The organism is Bradyrhizobium sp. S3.2.6, from assembly GCF_040546885.1.
In the GTDB taxonomy this organism is placed as follows: Bacteria; Pseudomonadota; Alphaproteobacteria; order Rhizobiales; family Xanthobacteraceae; genus Bradyrhizobium; species Bradyrhizobium cytisi.
The window spans coordinates 264,744-281,573 of record NZ_JBEPOS010000005.1; the positions used below are offsets into that span (position 1 = coordinate 264,744).

The window sequence follows — 16,830 nt, forward strand, 5'->3', positions numbered from 1 at the left end:
GCTGCTGCAGCTACACCGGAATCCGCACGCTCGCCCTTAATCCGCCCATCGGGCTGTCGCCGAGCGTGATGTCGCCGCCATGCGAGCGGGCAATGTCGCGGGCGATGGCTAGGCCTAAGCCCGTGCCGCCTTCGTCCTGGTTGCGGGCGTTGTCGAGCCGCAGGAACGGCTTGAACACTTCCTCGCGCAGATGGACGGGAATGCCGGGGCCGTCGTCGTCGACGGTCACGGTGAGGTAGCGGTGATCGCGCTGGCCGGAGATGGCGATCGCCTTGCCGTAGCGCGCCGCATTGGTGACGAGATTGGCGAGGCAGCGCTTGAACGAGGCCGGCTTCACCGTCACCACGGGCAGGCCGCTGAATGTCACGGTCGCGATGTGGCCGTGGCGTTCGGCATCGCTGCGCAGCTCCTCGAGTGCCTGGGCCATGTCGGTCGGCTGCGACTGCTCGCCGGAATCGCCGCGGGCGAACGCAAGGTAATCCTCAAGCATCATCGACATCTCGTCGACGTCCTTGCGCATGCCCTCCATCTCGGGGCTGTCGCCGATCAGCGCCAGCTCGAGCTTGAAGCGGGTGAGGATGGTGCGCAGGTCGTGGCTGACGCCGGCAAGCATCGCGGTGCGCTGCTCCATCGCACGTTCGATGCGCGACTTCATCTCGAGGAAGGCGCCCGCCGCGCGCCGCACCTCGCGCGCGCCGCGCGGCCTGAAGTTCGGCGCCTCGCGGCCCTTGCCGAAACTTTCCGCGGCGTCCGCAAGCCGCAGGATCGGCTTGATCTGGTTGCGCAGGAACAGCACCGACACGATCAGCAGGATCGACGATGTCCCGACCATCCAGAACAGGAAGATTTCCGAGTTCGAGGCGTAGGCGGCGCTGCGCTGCGCGAACACGCGCATCACGGCATCGTCGAGCTGGATGCGGATCTCGACGAGGTTGGAGCGGCCGACCGTATCGATCCAGAACGAGCGCCCGATCTGGCGGCCGAGCTGCACCGACAGCGTCTGGTCGAGCAGCGAGAAGAACGGCTTTGGTCCCGGCGGCGGCATGTCGCCGGCCGGCAGGAAGTCGACGACGAGACCGAGGCGCTGCTGCGCGATGCGGCGGATCTGGTCGCGGTCCTTGTCCTGCGGATAGCCCTTGTAGACGTCGATCAGCCCGGCGATGTCCTGCACCACCGCGGCCGACAGCCGGCGCGTCACCGTGTTCCAGTGCCGCTCCATGAACACGAAGGCGACGACCGATTGCAGGATCACCATCGGCACGATCATGATCAGCAGTGCGCGGGCATAGAGGCCGGTCGGCATCCAGCCCTTGAACGCGTTGCCCATCCAGCCATTGGCGGCAGAGACGCGTCCGGCGGCGCTCTTGAGCAGCGTCAGGCCGGTATCGATCGTGCTCATCGGTCGTGCTTCACTGCTTTTATGGCGAGGCTACCAGCCGATAGCCGATGCCGCGCACCGCCTGAAGGAACAGCGGATTGGCGGGATCGGTTTCGATCTTTCGCCTGAGGCGGTTGATCTGCACGTCGACGGCGCGCTCGTTGACGCTGCCATTGCCGGTCAGCGCACTGCGTGGCACGGTCTCGCCCGGCGTCTCCGAGAGAATCCGCAGCATCTCGCGCTCGCGGTCGGTCAGGTGGATGACCTCCTCACCCTGGCGCAACTCGCCGCGATCGAGATGGTAGACGTACGGACCGAATGCGATCTTCTCGACCGTCACGGCCTGCGCCGGCGGCGCGGCGCGCTTGAGGATGTTGTTGATGCGCAGTGCCAGCTCACGCGGCTCGAACGGCTTTGCCACGTAATCGTCGGCGCCGATCTGAAGACCCTCGATGCGGGCCTCGGCTTCATGGCGCGCCGTCAGCATCACGATCGGGACCGAAGAGGACGTGCGGATGAAGCGGGCGAGATCGAAGCCGGTCTCGCCGGGCATCATGACGTCGAGGATGAGCAAGTCGAAATGCAGGCCCAAAAGCTTTGAACGCGCATCACCCGCGCTTGAAGCGGTGGTGACGCGATAGCCTTCGGCCGCGAGGAAGCGCGACAAGAGATCGCGGATGCGGCGATCGTCGTCGACCAGCAGAAGATGCGGGGCGTCGTCAGCCGGTTCTACCGGCGGACGGGCGAGCGTGGCAGCGAGCGGCACGGTCACTCCTTTTCGTCTTGATGGCTGGTGGCGAAGATCGTCTCGAGCACCTTGTCCGGATCGTCGCGGTCGATCATCGCGCGCAGGAAACGCTTGACGGTCTCGGCATCCTGCGGCGCCAGCTCGGCGAGCGCCTTGGTGATGCGCGTGGTCTGCAGGCCGGCGAGCTTCTGCACCAGTGCCTCGCCCTTCGGCGTCGCATAGAGCAGCCGCTGGCGGCGGTCATTGTCGCCGGTCTTCTGCAAGATGTAGCCCTCGTCCAGGAGCTGCTTGAGCACGCGGCCGAGCGATTGTTTTGTGATGCGCAGGACGTCGAGCAGGTCGGCGACCTTCAGGCCGGGATAGCGATAAACGAAGTGCATGACCCGGTGATGGGCCCGGCCGAAGCCAAAAGCCTCCAGCTCCTGGTCGGGGTCGCCGACGAAATCGCGATAGGCGAAGAACAGCAGCTCGATGATATCCCAGCGCAAATTGCCTCCTTCGCCTGCCGCCGGCCGTGGCTCGGCAGCGTCTTGAGAGGGAGTCGCGAAATTTATGTCAGGCATATTGACGTATCTTGGGTTCAATGTTACAAAACGATTGGCCCACACGAAATTTTAGATCGTCTCGTGTCGGGTGGCATTTTCAAGGGCGGCCGGAGCGAGCCGGACAGGCGGCAACGGCCGGATCAGATCTACCGTGCGATTGTCGAGCGGCATTTCGGCAAAACATACTGGACTTCCGCCTTCCGCAAAAGCATGTCCTCGACCGACATGCTGGCCACGGAAACCGGCCGTAACAAGGCTGGCGGTGGTTCGGCCAGAAACCACATCAAGTCAGCCGGGCCCGGAACGGGCAGGCGGACGGCGGAACAGCGCAGCCACCGGCAGCGGGAGCCAAGGACATGAGCATGAAATTCGACATCCAGCCCGCATCCAATCCGACGCCTGAGAAGGACCGGGTCGCCAAGCTGGTCGATCCCGGCTTCGGACGCGTTTTCACCGACCACATGGCGGTGGTCCGCTACAACCAGGCCAAGGGCGGCTGGTATGAGGCGCGCGTCGAGGCCCGCGCCAATTTCCAGATCGATCCGGCCGGCGCGGTCCTGCACTACGCCCAGGAGATCTTTGAAGGCCTCAAGGCCTACAAGCGCGATGACGGCGGGGTGAATCTGTTTCGTCCCGACGCCAATGCGCGGCGCTTCAAGGACTCCGCTGATCGCATGGCGATGGCGCAGCTCCCCGAGGACGTCTTCATCGAGGCGGTCGAGCAGGTCGTGCGCATCGACCGCGCCTGGATCCCGGGCGGCGAGGGCAGTCTTTATCTGCGCCCCTTCATGATCGCGAGCGAAACCTTCCTCGGCGTCAAGCCGTCGTCCGAATACATCTTTGCGGTGATCGCTTCGCCGGTCGGCTCCTATTTCAAGGGCGGCCCCGCGCCGGTCTCGATCTGGGTCTCCGAGAATTACACGCGTGCCGCGGTCGGCGGCACCGGCGCCGTCAAATGCGGCGGCAATTACGCGGCGAGCCTGCGTGCGCAGGCGGAAGCCATCCAGCACGGCTGCGATCAGGTGGTGTTCCTCGACGCGATCGAGCGCCGCTACATCGAGGAGCTCGGCGGCATGAACGTGTTCTTCGTGTTCGAGGACGGCTCGCTGTCGACGCCGCCGCTCGGCACCATCCTGCCCGGCATCACCCGCGACTCCATCATCACGCTCGCCCGCGATGCCGGCAAGACCGTGCGCGAGGAGCCGTATTCGATCGACCAGTGGCGCAAGGATGCGGCGAGCGGCAAGCTGAAGGAAGCCTTCGCCTGCGGCACCGCTGCCGTGATCTCGCCGATCGGCAAGGTGCGCTCGGTGAGCGGCGATTTCGAGATCAGCAGCGGCGCCGCCGGCCCCGTCGCCATGGGCCTGCGCAAGCAGCTCGTCGACATCCAGTACGGTCGCACCAACGATCCGCACAGCTGGATCCGCAAGGTGTTTTGAGGCACTTTTCCTTCTCCCCTCCCACAGGGGGAGAGGGCAAGAATAGTTGCCGCATCGCACGTCGGCTGGTAAACGCCCGCATGGCCGAAAAACCCAAAAAACCCCAGAAACTGAAGGCGCGGCTGCCGCGCGGGCTCGAGGATCGCGATCCCGCCGCGATCCGGGCGACCCGCGAGATGGTCGAGAAGATCCGCGCCGTCTACGAGCTCTACGGGTTCGAGCCGGTGGAGACGCCGGCGATGGAATACACCGACGCGCTCGGCAAATTCCTCCCCGACCAGGATCGTCCGAACGAGGGCGTGTTCTCGTTCCAGGACGACGACGAGCAGTGGATCAGCTTGCGCTACGATCTGACCGCACCGCTCGCGCGCTATGTCGGCGAGCGCTACGGCACCGACGGCCTGGTCCTGCCCTATCGCAGCTACCGCGTCGGCTACGTCTTCCGCAACGAGAAGCCCGGCCCCGGCCGCTTCCGCCAGTTCATGCAGTTCGACGCCGATACGGTCGGCTCCGCGACGCCCGCGGCGGATGCCGAGATCTGCATGATGGCCGCGGACACGATGGAAGCGCTGGGGATTGAGCGCGGCCAGTACGTTGTGAAGGTGAACAACCGCAAGGTGCTCGACGGCGTGCGCGACGCGCTCGGGATTACCGACGATAGCCAGTGGCTCACGATTATGCGCGCGATCGACAAGCTCGATCGGCTCGGTCTTGCCGGAGTCCAGCAACTGCTAGGTGAAGGTCGAAAGGACGAGTCTGGTGACTTTACAAAGGGCGCGGGACTAAAGCCTGCTGATATTGTCTTGGTCACGAGTGTCATCGAGCAAGTTGATGATGCCGACGAGAAAATTGCTCAGATTGACTTGCGGCTGCGTGACAGCAAAGTCGGTCAACAAGGCCGCGAAGAGTTGGAGGAAATAGAGCGGCTTGTGAAAGCTTCCGGTTATGGTCCGGACCGCATCAAGGTCGATCCCTCTGTCGTCCGCGGACTGGAATACTACACCGGTCCCGTCTACGAGGTCGAACTGCTGCTCGACACCAAGGACGAGAAGGGCCGCCCGGTGCGCTTCGGCTCCGTCGGCGGCGGCGGCCGTTACGACGGCCTCGTCTCGCGCTTCCGCGGCGAGCCGGTGCCGGCGACCGGTTTCTCGATCGGCGTGTCGCGGCTCCAGGCCGCGCTGACGCTGCTCGGCAAGCTCGACACGCGGCCCGAAGTCGGCCCCGTCGTCGTCACCGTGTTCGACCGCGACCGCGTCGCCGACTACCAGAAGATGGTGGCAAGCTTGCGCACCGCGGGCATCCGCGCCGAGCTCTATCTCGGCAATCCCAAGAACATGGGCAACCAGCTCAAATATGCCGACCGCCGCAACTCACCCTGCGTGGTCATCCAGGGCTCGGATGAAAAGGCGCGCGGCGAACTGCAGATCAAGGATCTGATCGAGGGCGCCAAGGCCGCCGCTGCCATCGCCTCCAACCAGGAATGGCGCGAGACGCGCCCCGCGCAGTTCTCGTGCAGCGAAGCCGACCTCGTCGCAAAAGTGCGCGAGGTGCTAGCGCGCCATGACGTCAGCTGGAGCTAGCCATTCGTTTCGATCGTCGTGCCCGGGCTTGTCCCGGGCACCCACGTCTTGTTTGATAGCGATGTCCGTGGATGGCCGGGACAAGCCCGGCGATGACGGAGAGGCGAGAGGGAGAGATAATATGCCTGAGATCACCGTCAGCATGGCCGAAGGCCGCACCGACGAGCAGAAGGCCGGCATGATGCGCGACATCACGCAGGCATTGGTGAAGAATCTCGGCGTCGACGCCGATGCCGTCGTCATCCAGATCAACGAAGCCCCGCTCCGCCACAAGATGAAAGGCGGCAAGACCTTCGTGGAACGCGCCGCGGCGGCGAAGAAGTAGCCAGCGCTCGTTCGGCATCCACCGCCGTCGTCCCGGCGAAAGCCGGGACCCATAACCACAGGGAGTGGTTGTGGAGGCGAGCTGGTAACTCCGAGTCTTCGCCAAACTCGATCCTGTGGTTATGGGTCCCGGATCTGCGCTTCGCTTGTCCGGGACGACACCGAGCAAGCCCCATGGACGCACGCGACTTCATCACAATCGGCATGAGCGCCGAGCGCACGCTGGTGGTGCCGGCCGAGCGCACGGTCGGGCATTTCGTGCCTGATATGCCGATGGTCTATGCGACGCCGATGATGATCCTGGAGATGGAGATGACGTCGGGCGATGCGATCCGCTCCGCGCTGCAGCCGGGCTGGGTCACTGTCGGCACCGAGGTCGACATCCGCCATCTCGCCGCTGCCCTCGTCGGCGCAACGGTGCGGACCACTGCGAAAGTGATCGCCGTCGAGCGCCGCGTCATCCGCTTCGAGGTCGAGGCATTCGAAGGCGCGCGCAAGCTCGGCGAAGGCCGGCATGCGCGCGGGCTCGTCAATGTCGCGATGTTCAACAAGCGGTTGGGAGCGTAGCGGCAAATGCTGCGCTACTTCGCCAATTCCTTCGACCGCTTCGTCGCCGCCGCAATCGCGCGGATCATCAGATCGCGCAGGCCGGGCTCGCCCATCAGCACGCCGAGCGCCGCGGCGGTGGTGCCGCCGGGCGAGGTGACGTTCTGGCGCAGCGTGCTGGAGGGAAGATCCGACCGGTGCAGCAGCTCGCCGGAGCCCGCGACCGTTTCCCGCGCGAGCTTTGTCGCCAGCGCCTCGGGCAGGCCAGCTTCGACGCCGGCGCGTGCGAGCTCTTCGGTGAGCAGGAACACGTAAGCGGGCCCGGAGCCGGAGACGGCAGTGACGGCATCTATCAGGCTTTCATCCTCGACCCATTCGACCGAGCCGGTGGCGCGCAGCAATGCATCGGCCACCGCGCGCTGCGAGGTGCTGACGTTCTTCGCAGCGACGGCCACGGTGATGCCGCGGCCGATCGCGGCCGGCGTGTTCGGCATCGCGCGCACCACGGCGCCGCCGCAGACCTCCTTGAGCGAGGCAATCGTGGTTCCCGCCATGATCGAGACCACCGAGGTGTTTTCCGAGACGAACGATTTCAGCTTGGCGCCGGCCTCGCGGAACATCTGCGGCTTCACCGCGACCACCATCGTCTCGACGCGGCCCGCCGCCTTCGCGTCGGGATTGAGCGCAACGCCTTTGGCGGCGAGCGCGCTGATCTCGGGCGAGATGTGCGGATCGATCACCGCAACGCGGCGCGGATCGAGCCCGCCCGCCAGCCATCCGGTCAGCATCGCGCCGCCCATCTTGCCGGCGCCGGCGAGCAGGATGGTTCCGGTGATGTTTTGGAGAGTGCTGCTGCTGGCCACTGCGGTCACCATGAACAAAGGTGTCGTCCCCGGCCTAGTGCGCAATTGCGCATGGGGGGCCGGGACCCATATCCCACGAGTGGTTCTAGTGGATCGAGGTGTTGGCAACAAGCCGCGTGCCACAAAGCTAGATCACGCGGTATGGGTCCCGGATCGGCGCTCCGCTTCGCTGCGCTTGTCCGGGACGACGGTGGAGAGGAAGGGCGCGGCCTTACGCCTCACCCGCCGTATCGAACATCGCGGCGTCCATGGCCTGCGCGGTCGTCTTGCCAGCCCACACCACGAACTGGAACGCCGGAAAATAGCGTTCGCAGGCGTGAATGGCGCCGGCGAGCATGGCTTCGCATTGCGCGGTCGAGGCGGTCAGGCCGCCCGGCAGCACCAGCGCCTGACGGTGCATGATCATGCCGGTGTTGGTCCACAGGTCGAAATGGCCGATCCACAATTGCTCGTTGACCGCGGCGACGAGCCGCTGCACCTCGCCTCTGCGTGCAACAGGAATCTTCATGTCGAAAGCGCAAGCCAGATGCAGCGCCTCGATCTCGCCCATCCAGGTGAACGAGATCTGGTAGTCGGTCCATTGCCCCTTCGAGACAATGGTCAGCTCGTCTTCGCCGGAACGTTCGAACGGCCAGTTGTTGCTGGCAGCGATATCCTCGACCACCGCGAGCGGGTGGCTTTTGGAATCGATGGTGCCTTCGAGCAGGGACATGCCGTCTCGACCTCTTGCCTTCTTGTTGTCTTTGATACGCACGCGGTTGGTCCGGCGCGCGCTCCCTTAATGTCGTTAAGGCGATCCCTTCGGAGTCGCTCTCGCGATCTTGGGACCAGCGCGGGCTTGTCGCGGATCAACTGATGTGATTTGCGGAATCTGCGCAACCGGCTGCCGAGTCCGTCCACAAGCCAGGACTCGTTCGTCCACAGCTCATCTCGGCCACAATTATTAACGAAAAGAACAAACCGGAATCGGACTCCCGGACAGCGTACCGTTAATCCGCCCCCCGAGGGCCAGCCCGCCATGGGCGGCATGGGACCATGCGGTTTTCCCATGCGGAACACGCTTGCTGCGGCGCCGGACCGGCGTCATATTTCCCTCAGGTCGCTCAATCCCGAGCGGCCGATGTTCTCAGGGCGGGGTGAAAGTCCCCACCGGCGGTAAAGGTCGAAAGGCCTAAGCCCGCGAGCGCCTTCCCCAAGGTTTTTGTCCAAAGGGAAGGGTCAGCAGATTCGGTGCAACTCCGAAGCCGACGGTTAAAGTCCGGATGAAAGAGAACGGTCGGTGGCAGACGCATCGCAAGATGCGGCTGTTTGTCGTTCCGTGTGCCCTGATTCTGGTCCTTAACTGAGGAAAGCCATGAATCAGATGTTGCAAGATCCCCAAGCCGAAATCTCCCAGACACAACCGCCGTCGGTTCCACAGGACCCGGTGACCGAGCATCCGCGCTTTGCGAAGCCGCAGCGGGTGGCCTTCGTGCAGGCCTGCTGGCACCGCGACGTGGTCGCGGAGGCCCGCATTGCCTTCATGAAGGAGGCGGAGGCGCGCCACCTCACTCATGTCGACGTGTTCGAGGTGCCGGGCTCGTTCGAGATCCCGCTGCATGCGCAGCTCCTCGCCAAGACCCGGCGTTACACCGCGATCGTCGCGGCCGGGCTTGTCGTTGACGGTGGCATCTATCGCCACGAGTTCGTCGCCGACACCGTGATCAAGGCGCTGATGGACGTGCAGCTCCGCACCGAGGTGCCGGTGTTCTCCGCCGTGCTGACGCCGCAGCAATTCCACGAGACCGAGGTGCATTACGATTTCTTCCGCAGGCACTTTGCGATCAAGGGCGTCGAGGTCGCGGCCGCTTGTGCGGAGACGTTGCACGGCCTGGAGCGCCTGCGCGGCCAGGTCGCGGCGGGGATTGTGTAACTGTCCCTTCACACGCCGCTGATCGTCAATCCCGCCGCCGTTCCATCAGGTCGGTGGCGGGAGGAGGCCGTGTTGAGACGGGGCGGCCGGCAAGATCGGAAGCCGGCTGAAACTCACGGCTCGGTCCGGTCCGGCTTGAGCAGCCGGTAATGCAGCCGGGCATAATTGCCGAGCCACCGGACGGCGGCATTGAGTCCCAGCGCCAGCAACGCAGCGAACCCTGCGCCCGTGGTTACCAGCGCGACGCCTGCGAGCCCGCGCAAGATCAGCTCGACAATCCGCCCGTCGCCGGAATGCTTGTAGACGCTGATGAGCAAACCGATGCCGACGATTCCCAGCACGCACATCACGAAGGCGATCACGAGCAGGATCAGCAGCACAGCGAGCAGCAGCGGCAGCAGCAGGACGATGTCGACCACGGCGAGGCCACTGAGCGCGAACAGCGCGGCCGTGGAGTTGCGGAAGGAGTGATGGTTCTCCCACCGGCGCAATCCCGTCTCGGCGCGCAGCTCGCGTGCCAGCCGTCTGGGGTCGCCAAGCGCGGAGGCGACCTCCTGCTCCGTCCGCCCCGAGGCGCGGGCCTCCTCGAAATGGGCGGCGTAGTCGGCCAGGATGTCGTCGATCTCGGCCGCGGGCAGTCCCGCGAGCCCATCGCCGAGCATCTGAAGGAAGTCGGCGCGGTTCATTTGGCGTCTCCGAGCAACCGGTCCACGGCATCCGAAAAGCTTCGCCATTCGCGCTTCTGCGCGGTGAAGGCGGCGCGGCCGGCGGCCGTCAGCCGGTAATATTTGCGCGGCGGGCCGCTGCTGGATTCCTCGAGGCGGGTGTCGACCAGCCCATCATCCTGCATCCGCCGCATAAGCGGATAGATCGTTCCTTCACCCATGCCGACGCCGGCCGACAGCGTGCTCGCGATCTCATAGGCATAGCTCTCGCCGCGTGCGAGCAGGGCGAGCACGCAGAGCTCCAGCGCACCCTTCTTGAGCTGAACCTGATTCGACGAGTCGGCCATTTCCTCCTTGACTACACCGCTTTCGGGGGAGCTTATATAGCAAGGTACTGTGTATTACAAGGTACCTGTGTATACCCCATTCCGGAGGAATTGATCCATGGCTTATCTCAACCGTCGTCATGTTCTGGCTGGCCTGGGCGCGAGCGTCGTCCTTCCGCGGGCCGTGCCCGCGATTGCTGGATCGTCCGATACCGCGGAGCGCCTCGCCGGGCTTATGCAGACCGGAAAGGTGCCCGGTCTGCATGTGCTCCTGGTCAGCCAGGGCGGCAAGCTTGTGTTCGAGCATTACGGCCGGGGCGCGGACGAGCGCTTGGGCACTCCGCTCGGCGACGTCGTCTTTGGTCCCGACGTGCTGCACGATCTGCGCTCTGTCTCGAAGAGCGTCGTCGGTCTCGCCTATGGCATTGCGCTCGCGGAAGGCAAGGTGCCGCCGCCTGACGCAAAGCTCTACGCGCAGTTTCCGGAATATGCCGATCTCGCCGCGCAGCCCGGCCGCGACAAGATCACGATCCACCATGTGCTCTCGATGACGCTCGGCTTGGAATGGGAGGAGCTTGCGATTGTTTACGGCGATCCACGCAACGCCGAGACGGCGATGGAAGCCGCGCCCGATCGCTACCGCTTCATCCTGGAGCGACCGATCGTCGGCGAACCAGGCGCGAAATGGACTTATTGCGGCGGCGCGACCGCGCTGCTGGGTCGGCTCATTGCCAGGGGTACCGGCGAAGCCCTGCCGGCCTATTGCCGCCGCGTGCTGTTCGATCCGCTCGGCTTTGGTCCGTCCGACTGGAACGTTGGCCGTGACGGCGAACCGCGTGCGGCGTCAGGGGCGCGTCTCCTGCCGCGCGATCTCGTCAAGATTGGTCAGCTCATGCTGGCGGACGGCAGCTGGAATGGAAAGTCCGTCGCTCCGTCCGACTGGGTGAAGCGCGTGACCACACCGGTCGTCCCGACCCGGGTTGGCCGCGATTACGGCTATCACTGGTACATGGGCGATTTCGTCACGGCGCAACCCCTGCATTGGTTCGGCGGTGTCGGCTGGGGTGGCCAATATCTGTTCGTGATGCCGGCGCGCGATCTCGTCGTGGTGATCCACTGCGGAAACTATCAGCGATCCGGCCGGGAGCAGACCGAAGTGATGCTCGCGCTGATGAAGGAGGTGGTGCTGCCGGGCTTTGCGGCGTGAGGCGCCGCCGGCGTCGCAAAAGAAAAAAGGTGGGCACGGCGCGTCGCGCCTTTGCCCACCCCAGGACAGCGTAAAACCAGGTCAGTCGAACAGGCTCGACACCGACTCTTCCGCCGCGGTGCGCGCGATCGCGTCGGAGATCAGGCTCGCGATTGGCAACGTCCGGATGTTCGGGGCCTTGGTCACTGCTTCCGTCGGCAGGATCGAGTCAGTGATGACGAGCTCTTTCAGCTTCGAGCCGGCGATACGGGCCGCCGCGCCGCCGGAGAGCACGCCGTGGGTGATGTAGGCGGAGACGTCCTTCGCGCCTTTGGCGATCAGCGCATCGGCTGCGTTCACCAGCGTGCCACCGGAGTCGACGATGTCGTCGACCAGGATACAGCTGTAGCCGGCGACGTCGCCGATCACGTTCATGACCTCGGACTCGCCCGGACGCTCACGGCGCTTGTCGACGATGGCGAGCGGGGTGTTGATGCGCTTGGCGAGGCCGCGGGCGCGGGCCACGCCGCCGACGTCGGGCGATACCACCATCACCTTGCCGAGATCGAAACGTTCGCGGATGTCGCGCACCATCAGGGGGGCAGCGAACAAATTGTCGGTCGGGATATCGAAGAAGCCCTGGATCTGGCCCGCATGCAGGTCGAGCGTCATGACGCGGTCGACACCGGCATGGGTGATCAGATTGGCGACGAGCTTGGCCGAGATCGGCGTGCGCGAGCCGGAGCGGCGGTCTTGCCTGGCGTAGCCGAAATAGGGGATCACTGCGGTGATGCGGCGCGCCGAGGAGCGGCGCAGCGCGTCGGTGATGATCAGCAACTCCATCAGATTGTCGTTCGCCGGAAACGAGGTCGACTGAATGATGAAGGCATCCGAGCCGCGGATGTTCTCCTGGACCTCGACGAAGATCTCCATGTCGGCGAAGCGCCGGACCACCGCTTTGGTCAGCGCCATGTCGAGGCCCTGCGCGATGGCCTGCGCGAGAGCCGGATTGGAGTTGCCGGCGACGAGCTTGATGGAGCCGTTTTTGGCCGACATGGACGCTTCCTCCCGCGCTTTGCTGGATACGACGTTCAACATCAGAGAATACCCACTGGCAGCACGGTTACGACGGGCGAGGAAATATCAGGCTGAAGCCCGCAATGGCAACCCGGGATGCTACGTTTTCCCTCTGAAAATCCTGAGTCGGGCCAACGGCTTGGCTGGTACTTGGGCCCGTGGTTTAGCGGTGGTTATTGCTGGGCATAGCCGAGCGCCGAGGCCTGCCTCTCCGGCGCCCCAGCATCGGGTGCCACGCCTGCTACGGCGGGTCCGCGCAGGCCCGGAACCGAGCCCGGCGAGTCCGCCGGCGCTCCGTTGATCATATTGGAAAGTCCGCTGAATCCGGCCTGGGCGATCTTCCGCAGCACGAGGTCGTCGGCCGCCTGCCAGGGATCACGCGCCGCGTCCCGGCCGCCCTTGGCCGCAGTCGGTTCCTCGCCGGAGAGGCGCAGCGCCCGCTGCTGGTTGGCGTCATAAACGTCCCAGACCCAGGCGATGACGGTCTTGCCGCGCACCACCTGGGCGGAGAGGTAGCTGCGCACCCGGTAGGCAGCCGTCGCCTCGCGGGAGACCACGGACAGACTGCGAAGCTTGGATTCGCTGTCGAGCACGCCGACCATGCGGTCGAACACCTGCGGCGGCGGCCCGTCGATCGACTCGAAGGCGACCGTCGCCCCGGAGCCGGCGCTCGGCGCCATCGCGTAGGAATCAGCAGCACTGCCACCCCCGGCGCAGCCGCCAAGCGCGCAAGCGATCACGATCGATGCGGCGGCGATCGCGGCGCGCATTATTATCCGGGTTTGGAGCAGGCGGGTTGACGCTTCCCTCATTGCGCCTTGCGATATCGTTAAAATCGCTTAACGTCTAGGGCAGGCAGAACACAGGGTTTAACCGATCAGGCCGATGTGGATGGGGAGCGGTCGATGAGGGGCCCGGCTTTTGGCTTGATCATCGCATGCCTTGCCGCAGGCCCGGCCGCTGCCGCAGAGAGCGCTGCCGAGGTCATTCGGTCCTTCGGTTTGGTTGGGACGTGGTCGGTCGATTGCAAGCGGGATCCAAATCAGGCTTGCACGAGCAACGGCTGCGGCGCGCGGATGACATACATTGTGCCGTCCTCGGGATCGCCGACAATCAGGAACGTGATAGGAACGTTTTCACCCGGGCAGGTGCGGACATTCATCAGCACTATCTATGCGGCGACGCGCATCGCGGACGACAAGATCAAGTTCGTGTCGGTTCAGGATCCTCCGCCGACCGTCGCGGCGGTGTGGTGGCGTCAGCCTGGCGAGCCCTGGGAGATTGTCCTGCTGAAGGTTGGCGAGAAATATCGAACATTTTCCGCGCATCGCGAGGACAGGAAGAAGTTTGACGTCGAAGAGGGCTTTTACGTCCGACCTCCGCCGCCGCCCCCACCTTCCAAGCAGTACGAGGAGTTGCCGACGCAATGGGATCGCACCCAGCAGCAAACACCGCTATTCGAGAAGTGTAACGACTGACACTTACCCCTCCAGCGCGATCGCGTGAATATGACGGCCGTAGTCCGGCTCCTTGCGGTGAACCGAGCGGCGATAGCTGAAGAAGCGCTCGTCGGCGTAGGTGTCGAGACCGAGATCCTCGACCATCAAAATGCCGGCGGCTTCCAGCCGCTTGCGGATGAAGCCGGCGAGGTCGAACATCGCATGGCCCTCGCGCACCGACGGGATGAAGAGCACGGCGTTGTCGGCATCCGCCTCGATGAAGCGTGCGACGAACTCGTTGCCGACCTCGTAGCTGTCCTGCCGGATCAACGGGCCGATGGCGGCGATGATGCCGCTGCGCGTGGCGCCGAGCTTTTCCATCGTGAAGATCGTCGCCTCCAGCACGCCCGTGAGCGCACCTTTCCAGCCGGCATGCGCGCCGCCGATTACCCGCGCATTGGGATCGACGAACAGCACGGGGCCGCAATCGGCGGTGGAGACGCCGAGCGCGATGCCGGGTGTTTTGGTCACCAGTGCATCCCCCTTCGGCCGCGGGCCGCTTGGCCAAGGCGCGTCGGCGACGAGGACGTCGGGCGAATGGATCTGATGCAGGCTGAGGAAGCGCTCCGGCGCAACGCCGACATGCTCGGCCATGCGGCGGCGGTTCTCTGCGACAAGGGCCTGATCGTCGCTGGAGCCGAGCCCGCCGTTCAGCGCGGCATAGATGCCGTTTGAGACGCCGCCTTCACGCGTGAAGAAGGAATGGCGCAGGCCGGGCACCGCCGACAGCAGCGACGAGGTGAGGGTCATCAATGGCCTCCGGCCTGTTCGAGATCGCTGAGACCCGCAAGGCCCGTCAGTCGCGGCTCGGAGATGCCGAGCACCTTGAACATCGCGCCCATGCCGCCACGCCCGGTGTCGGTCAGCCGCTTCAGTGCCACGGAAATGTCGGTCGCCACCTCCGGCGTCGCCTTCTGCATCAGCGCGGCTGCGCGGGTGTCGATGCCGACACGCTTGAGGAAATCCCCTTGCGTCACCGGTCCGTGCACGCGAGCGCCGACGTCCTCGGCCGCGCGCGCGAGCGCCTGGAAGTCGACATGGGCGGTGAGGTCGGCCTGGCCCGGCGCCTTCAGGGGATCAGTGAAGGAGTGACGTGCGATGGCCTGAAAGGTGTCGCCGGCATCGCTGCGCAGATGGCCGTAGTCGATGACCAGCGCCGCGCCATCCTGGTCGCGCACGCGCGTGGCGAGCTTCATGATCTCGGTATCGGGCCGCCATTCGAACACCGCGCCGACCGGCGCCGCGCGCACCAGGGGCGGCAGCAGCACGTCGAAGCGTGGCGTCGACTCGGCGGCCGCGCCGAACTGAAGCTTGCCGTTGGGGTCGATCTCGACCACACGCTCGTGCCAGCCATTCTCGCGCTTCACCATCTGGTGGATCGGCAGCACGTCGAAATATTCGTTGGCGAGGATGATGCTCGGTCCCTCAGGCACGTCATCGATGCTGTCGTGCCAGGCGATATTGTTGCGCACGCCCGATAATGTCGCACTCTGCCGCTCGCGCAGAACCGGATTGACCTCGACCAGATGAATGCTCAGCCCTTGATAGAGCGGCGGCAGCACGCGCAGTGCGCGCAGCGCGTCCGCCATCATGGTGCCGCGGCCGGGGCCGATCTCGATCAGCCGCAGGAGTTGCGGCGAGCCCATCTGCTTCCAGGCCGAGGCGGTCCACAATCCCAGCAATTCGCCGAACATCTGGCTGACTTCGGGCGCGGTGGTGAAGTCGCCCTCTCGTCCCAATGGATCGCGCGAGACATAATATCCGTGGCGCGGATGCATCAGGCACGTTTCCATGTATCGCCAGACCGGCATGGGGCCCGAGGATTTGATCAGCGCCTTGATCTCGTTGAGCAATGGCTGTTCGGTCACGATCTGTCTTCTCGAAATGAATTAACGAATGGGATCGAGCGCCTTCGGCGCACCGCGCCTGACAGCCCATACAATAAGTATACCTCCGACGATAAGCATCGGGATCGACAGCAGCATACCCATGGTTAACCCGCCCCAGAGGAAGCCGAGCTGCTCGTCCGGTTCGCGAAAATGCTCGCCGGCGATCCGCGTCAGCCCATAGATTAGGATGAAGCTGCCGAGGATCATACCCGGCCGTTTCAGCGCGCCGAAGCGGATCATGATCGCGAGCACCGTGAACAGTAGGATGCCCTCCATGCCGGCTTCATAGAGCTGGCTCGGATGGCGGGGCAGGTGGGTCGGATCGTGGGGAAAAATCATCGCCCAGGGCAGGCTCGCATCGGTGGCGCGGCCCCATAATTCGCCGTTGATGAAATTGGCGATGCGCCCGAGCAGCAGCCCTACGGGAGCGACCGCGGTGGTGATGTCGCCGAGCGACAGGATCGAGATGCCGTTGCGATAGGCAAACCACATCACCGCGACGACGCAGCCAAGGAAGCCGCCATGGAAGGACATGCCGCCCTCCCACAATTTGAAGATCGCGGCGGGGTTATTGATGAAGAAGGGCAGATTGTAGAACAGCACGTAGCCGGTGCGGCCGCCCAGGATGATGCCGAGCGTGACCCAGAGAATGAAGTCGTCGATCTGCACCAGCGACATCGGCGCGGGGCCGTCCCACAGCCGCTCGTTCTTCAACAGCGAGCGCGCATAGAGCCAGCCGATGACGATGCCGCCGATATAGGCCAGCGCGTACCAGCGGATCGCGAACGGCCCGATCGCGACCGCGATCGGGTTGAAGGACGGAAAGTCGATGAGCAGAAAGGGCATCGTGCCT

19 protein-coding genes and 1 riboswitch are annotated in these 16,830 nt (G+C 64.8%); of the genes, 7 read left to right on the forward strand and 12 right to left on the reverse strand.

Translation table 11 applies throughout. The features are described 5' to 3' along the window. Positions 1 to 10 precede the first annotated feature (10 nt). The 3 genes from ABID58_RS13485 to ABID58_RS13495 are packed head-to-tail and all read right to left on the reverse strand — an operon-like array spanning position 11 to position 2,689. Positions 11 to 1,399, reverse strand: a complete 1,389-nt coding sequence (locus ABID58_RS13485; RefSeq protein WP_148751114.1) for an ATP-binding protein — start codon at positions 1,397 to 1,399, stop codon at positions 11 to 13. A 19-nt stretch (positions 1,400 to 1,418) separates the two neighbouring features. After that, positions 1,419 to 2,150, reverse strand: coding sequence for a response regulator (locus ABID58_RS13490; protein ID WP_148751115.1), 732 nt, complete (start codon positions 2,148 to 2,150; stop codon positions 1,419 to 1,421). Further along, positions 2,147 to 2,689 (reverse strand): MarR family winged helix-turn-helix transcriptional regulator, encoded by a 543-nt coding sequence (locus ABID58_RS13495; RefSeq protein WP_187434824.1) that lies wholly within the window; start codon positions 2,687 to 2,689, stop codon positions 2,147 to 2,149. The genes ABID58_RS13490 and ABID58_RS13495 overlap by 4 nt, the downstream gene beginning before the upstream one ends. 338 nt (positions 2,690 to 3,027) lie before the next feature. On the opposite strand from ABID58_RS13495, the gene ABID58_RS13500 reads away from it, so the two are divergent. From ABID58_RS13500 to ABID58_RS13515, 4 genes are all read left to right on the forward strand, one after another. Beyond that, entirely contained in the window at positions 3,028 to 4,110 is a 1,083-nt protein-coding gene (locus tag ABID58_RS13500; protein WP_354032986.1) for a branched-chain amino acid aminotransferase, read from the forward strand. Positions 4,111 to 4,190: 80 nt separating this feature from the next. Then, positions 4,191 to 5,690, forward strand: a complete 1,500-nt coding sequence (gene hisS / locus ABID58_RS13505) for a histidine--tRNA ligase (protein WP_354032987.1) — start codon at positions 4,191 to 4,193, stop codon at positions 5,688 to 5,690. Between the two features lie 121 nt (positions 5,691 to 5,811). Beyond that, positions 5,812 to 6,015 carry a tautomerase family protein gene (locus ABID58_RS13510; RefSeq protein ID WP_008144861.1) on the forward strand — a complete coding sequence of 68 codons (204 nt, stop codon included), beginning with the start codon at positions 5,812 to 5,814 and terminating at the stop codon, positions 6,013 to 6,015. 173 nt (positions 6,016 to 6,188) lie between these two features. Beyond that, positions 6,189 to 6,581, forward strand: a complete 393-nt coding sequence (locus ABID58_RS13515) for a thioesterase family protein (RefSeq protein WP_354032988.1) — start codon at positions 6,189 to 6,191, stop codon at positions 6,579 to 6,581. 14 nt (positions 6,582 to 6,595) lie between these two features. Here the strand turns inward: ABID58_RS13515 and proC are convergent, their stop codons facing one another. After that, the gene (gene proC, locus ABID58_RS13520) at positions 6,596 to 7,435 is read right to left on the reverse strand and encodes a pyrroline-5-carboxylate reductase (protein ID WP_354032989.1); all 840 of its coding nucleotides are present in this window, start codon (positions 7,433 to 7,435) and stop codon (positions 6,596 to 6,598) included. Positions 7,436 to 7,634: 199 nt separating this feature from the next. Next, positions 7,635 to 8,135 (reverse strand): type III secretion system chaperone family protein, encoded by a 501-nt coding sequence (locus tag ABID58_RS13525; protein ID WP_148751121.1) that lies wholly within the window; start codon positions 8,133 to 8,135, stop codon positions 7,635 to 7,637. 406 nt (positions 8,136 to 8,541) lie between these two features. Beyond that, positions 8,542 to 8,701: riboswitch (FMN riboswitch) on the forward strand. A gap of 76 nt (positions 8,702 to 8,777) precedes the next feature. Between ABID58_RS13525 and ABID58_RS13530 the strand changes: the two genes are divergently transcribed. Beyond that, entirely contained in the window at positions 8,778 to 9,335 is a 558-nt protein-coding gene (locus ABID58_RS13530; protein ID WP_354032990.1) for a 6,7-dimethyl-8-ribityllumazine synthase, read from the forward strand. A gap of 113 nt (positions 9,336 to 9,448) precedes the next feature. Here ABID58_RS13530 and ABID58_RS13535 read toward each other — a convergent pair whose 3' ends face one another. Together ABID58_RS13535 and ABID58_RS13540 are read right to left on the reverse strand one after the other, a co-directional pair. Beyond that, entirely contained in the window at positions 9,449 to 10,021 is a 573-nt protein-coding gene (locus ABID58_RS13535; RefSeq protein ID WP_354032991.1) for a DUF1700 domain-containing protein, read from the reverse strand. Then, positions 10,018 to 10,347, reverse strand: coding sequence for a PadR family transcriptional regulator (locus tag ABID58_RS13540; protein ID WP_354032992.1), 330 nt, complete (start codon positions 10,345 to 10,347; stop codon positions 10,018 to 10,020). Before ABID58_RS13540 ends, ABID58_RS13535 begins: the two co-directional genes overlap by 4 nt. A 97-nt stretch (positions 10,348 to 10,444) precedes the next feature. Between ABID58_RS13540 and ABID58_RS13545 the strand changes: the two genes are divergently transcribed. Then, entirely contained in the window at positions 10,445 to 11,533 is a 1,089-nt protein-coding gene (locus ABID58_RS13545; protein WP_354032993.1) for a serine hydrolase domain-containing protein, read from the forward strand. Between the two features lie 81 nt (positions 11,534 to 11,614). Here the strand turns inward: ABID58_RS13545 and ABID58_RS13550 are convergent, their stop codons facing one another. Together ABID58_RS13550 and ABID58_RS13555 are read right to left on the reverse strand one after the other, a co-directional pair. Next, entirely contained in the window at positions 11,615 to 12,568 is a 954-nt protein-coding gene (locus ABID58_RS13550) for a ribose-phosphate pyrophosphokinase (RefSeq protein ID WP_187434825.1), read from the reverse strand. 194 nt (positions 12,569 to 12,762) lie between these two features. Continuing rightward, positions 12,763 to 13,401 carry a hypothetical protein gene (locus ABID58_RS13555; RefSeq protein ID WP_502916406.1) on the reverse strand — a complete coding sequence of 213 codons (639 nt, stop codon included), beginning with the start codon at positions 13,399 to 13,401 and terminating at the stop codon, positions 12,763 to 12,765. A gap of 93 nt (positions 13,402 to 13,494) precedes the next feature. Between ABID58_RS13555 and ABID58_RS13560 the strand changes: the two genes are divergently transcribed. After that, complete coding sequence (locus tag ABID58_RS13560) at positions 13,495 to 14,067, forward strand: hypothetical protein (RefSeq protein WP_354032994.1); 573 nt, start codon at positions 13,495 to 13,497, stop codon at positions 14,065 to 14,067. 3 nt (positions 14,068 to 14,070) lie between these two features. Here ABID58_RS13560 and pgeF read toward each other — a convergent pair whose 3' ends face one another. The 3 genes from pgeF to lgt are packed head-to-tail and all read right to left on the reverse strand — an operon-like array spanning position 14,071 to position 16,823. Then, entirely contained in the window at positions 14,071 to 14,838 is a 768-nt protein-coding gene (gene pgeF / locus ABID58_RS13565; protein WP_354032995.1) for a peptidoglycan editing factor PgeF, read from the reverse strand. Next, complete coding sequence (locus ABID58_RS13570) at positions 14,838 to 15,956, reverse strand: class I SAM-dependent methyltransferase (RefSeq protein ID WP_354032996.1); 1,119 nt, start codon at positions 15,954 to 15,956, stop codon at positions 14,838 to 14,840. The genes pgeF and ABID58_RS13570 overlap by 1 nt, the downstream gene beginning before the upstream one ends. Positions 15,957 to 15,977: 21 nt before the next feature. Further along, on the reverse strand, positions 15,978 to 16,823 hold the full coding sequence (gene lgt, locus ABID58_RS13575; protein ID WP_354032997.1) for a prolipoprotein diacylglyceryl transferase: 846 nt from the start codon (positions 16,821 to 16,823) through the stop codon (positions 15,978 to 15,980). Positions 16,824 to 16,830: the final 7 nt, after the last annotated feature.

What these genes read in the sequence shown, in the direction of transcription:
- proC (WP_354032989.1), bottom strand. Translation starts at nt 7,435, where the DNA reads ATGGTGACCGCAGTGGCCAGCAGCAGCACTCTCCAAAACATCACCGGA.
- ABID58_RS13555 (WP_502916406.1), bottom strand. Translation starts at nt 13,401, where the DNA reads ATGAGGGAAGCGTCAACCCGCCTGCTCCAAACCCGGATAATAATGCGC.
- ABID58_RS13495 (WP_187434824.1), bottom strand. Translation starts at nt 2,689, where the DNA reads ATGCCTGACATAAATTTCGCGACTCCCTCTCAAGACGCTGCCGAGCCA.
- ABID58_RS13510 (WP_008144861.1), top strand. Translation starts at nt 5,812, where the DNA reads ATGCCTGAGATCACCGTCAGCATGGCCGAAGGCCGCACCGACGAGCAG.
- pgeF (WP_354032995.1), bottom strand. Translation starts at nt 14,838, where the DNA reads ATGACCCTCACCTCGTCGCTGCTGTCGGCGGTGCCCGGCCTGCGCCAT.
- lgt (WP_354032997.1), bottom strand. Translation starts at nt 16,823, where the DNA reads ATGCCCTTTCTGCTCATCGACTTTCCGTCCTTCAACCCGATCGCGGTC.
- ABID58_RS13535 (WP_354032991.1), bottom strand. Translation starts at nt 10,021, where the DNA reads ATGAACCGCGCCGACTTCCTTCAGATGCTCGGCGATGGGCTCGCGGGA.
- ABID58_RS13560 (WP_354032994.1), top strand. Translation starts at nt 13,495, where the DNA reads ATGAGGGGCCCGGCTTTTGGCTTGATCATCGCATGCCTTGCCGCAGGC.
- ABID58_RS13530 (WP_354032990.1), top strand. Translation starts at nt 8,778, where the DNA reads ATGAATCAGATGTTGCAAGATCCCCAAGCCGAAATCTCCCAGACACAA.
- ABID58_RS13525 (WP_148751121.1), bottom strand. Translation starts at nt 8,135, where the DNA reads ATGTCCCTGCTCGAAGGCACCATCGATTCCAAAAGCCACCCGCTCGCG.
- ABID58_RS13485 (WP_148751114.1), bottom strand. Translation starts at nt 1,399, where the DNA reads ATGAGCACGATCGATACCGGCCTGACGCTGCTCAAGAGCGCCGCCGGA.
- ABID58_RS13545 (WP_354032993.1), top strand. Translation starts at nt 10,445, where the DNA reads ATGGCTTATCTCAACCGTCGTCATGTTCTGGCTGGCCTGGGCGCGAGC.
- ABID58_RS13550 (WP_187434825.1), bottom strand. Translation starts at nt 12,568, where the DNA reads ATGTCGGCCAAAAACGGCTCCATCAAGCTCGTCGCCGGCAACTCCAAT.
- ABID58_RS13515 (WP_354032988.1), top strand. Translation starts at nt 6,189, where the DNA reads ATGGACGCACGCGACTTCATCACAATCGGCATGAGCGCCGAGCGCACG.
- ABID58_RS13500 (WP_354032986.1), top strand. Translation starts at nt 3,028, where the DNA reads ATGAGCATGAAATTCGACATCCAGCCCGCATCCAATCCGACGCCTGAG.
- ABID58_RS13540 (WP_354032992.1), bottom strand. Translation starts at nt 10,347, where the DNA reads ATGGCCGACTCGTCGAATCAGGTTCAGCTCAAGAAGGGTGCGCTGGAG.
- hisS (WP_354032987.1), top strand. Translation starts at nt 4,191, where the DNA reads ATGGCCGAAAAACCCAAAAAACCCCAGAAACTGAAGGCGCGGCTGCCG.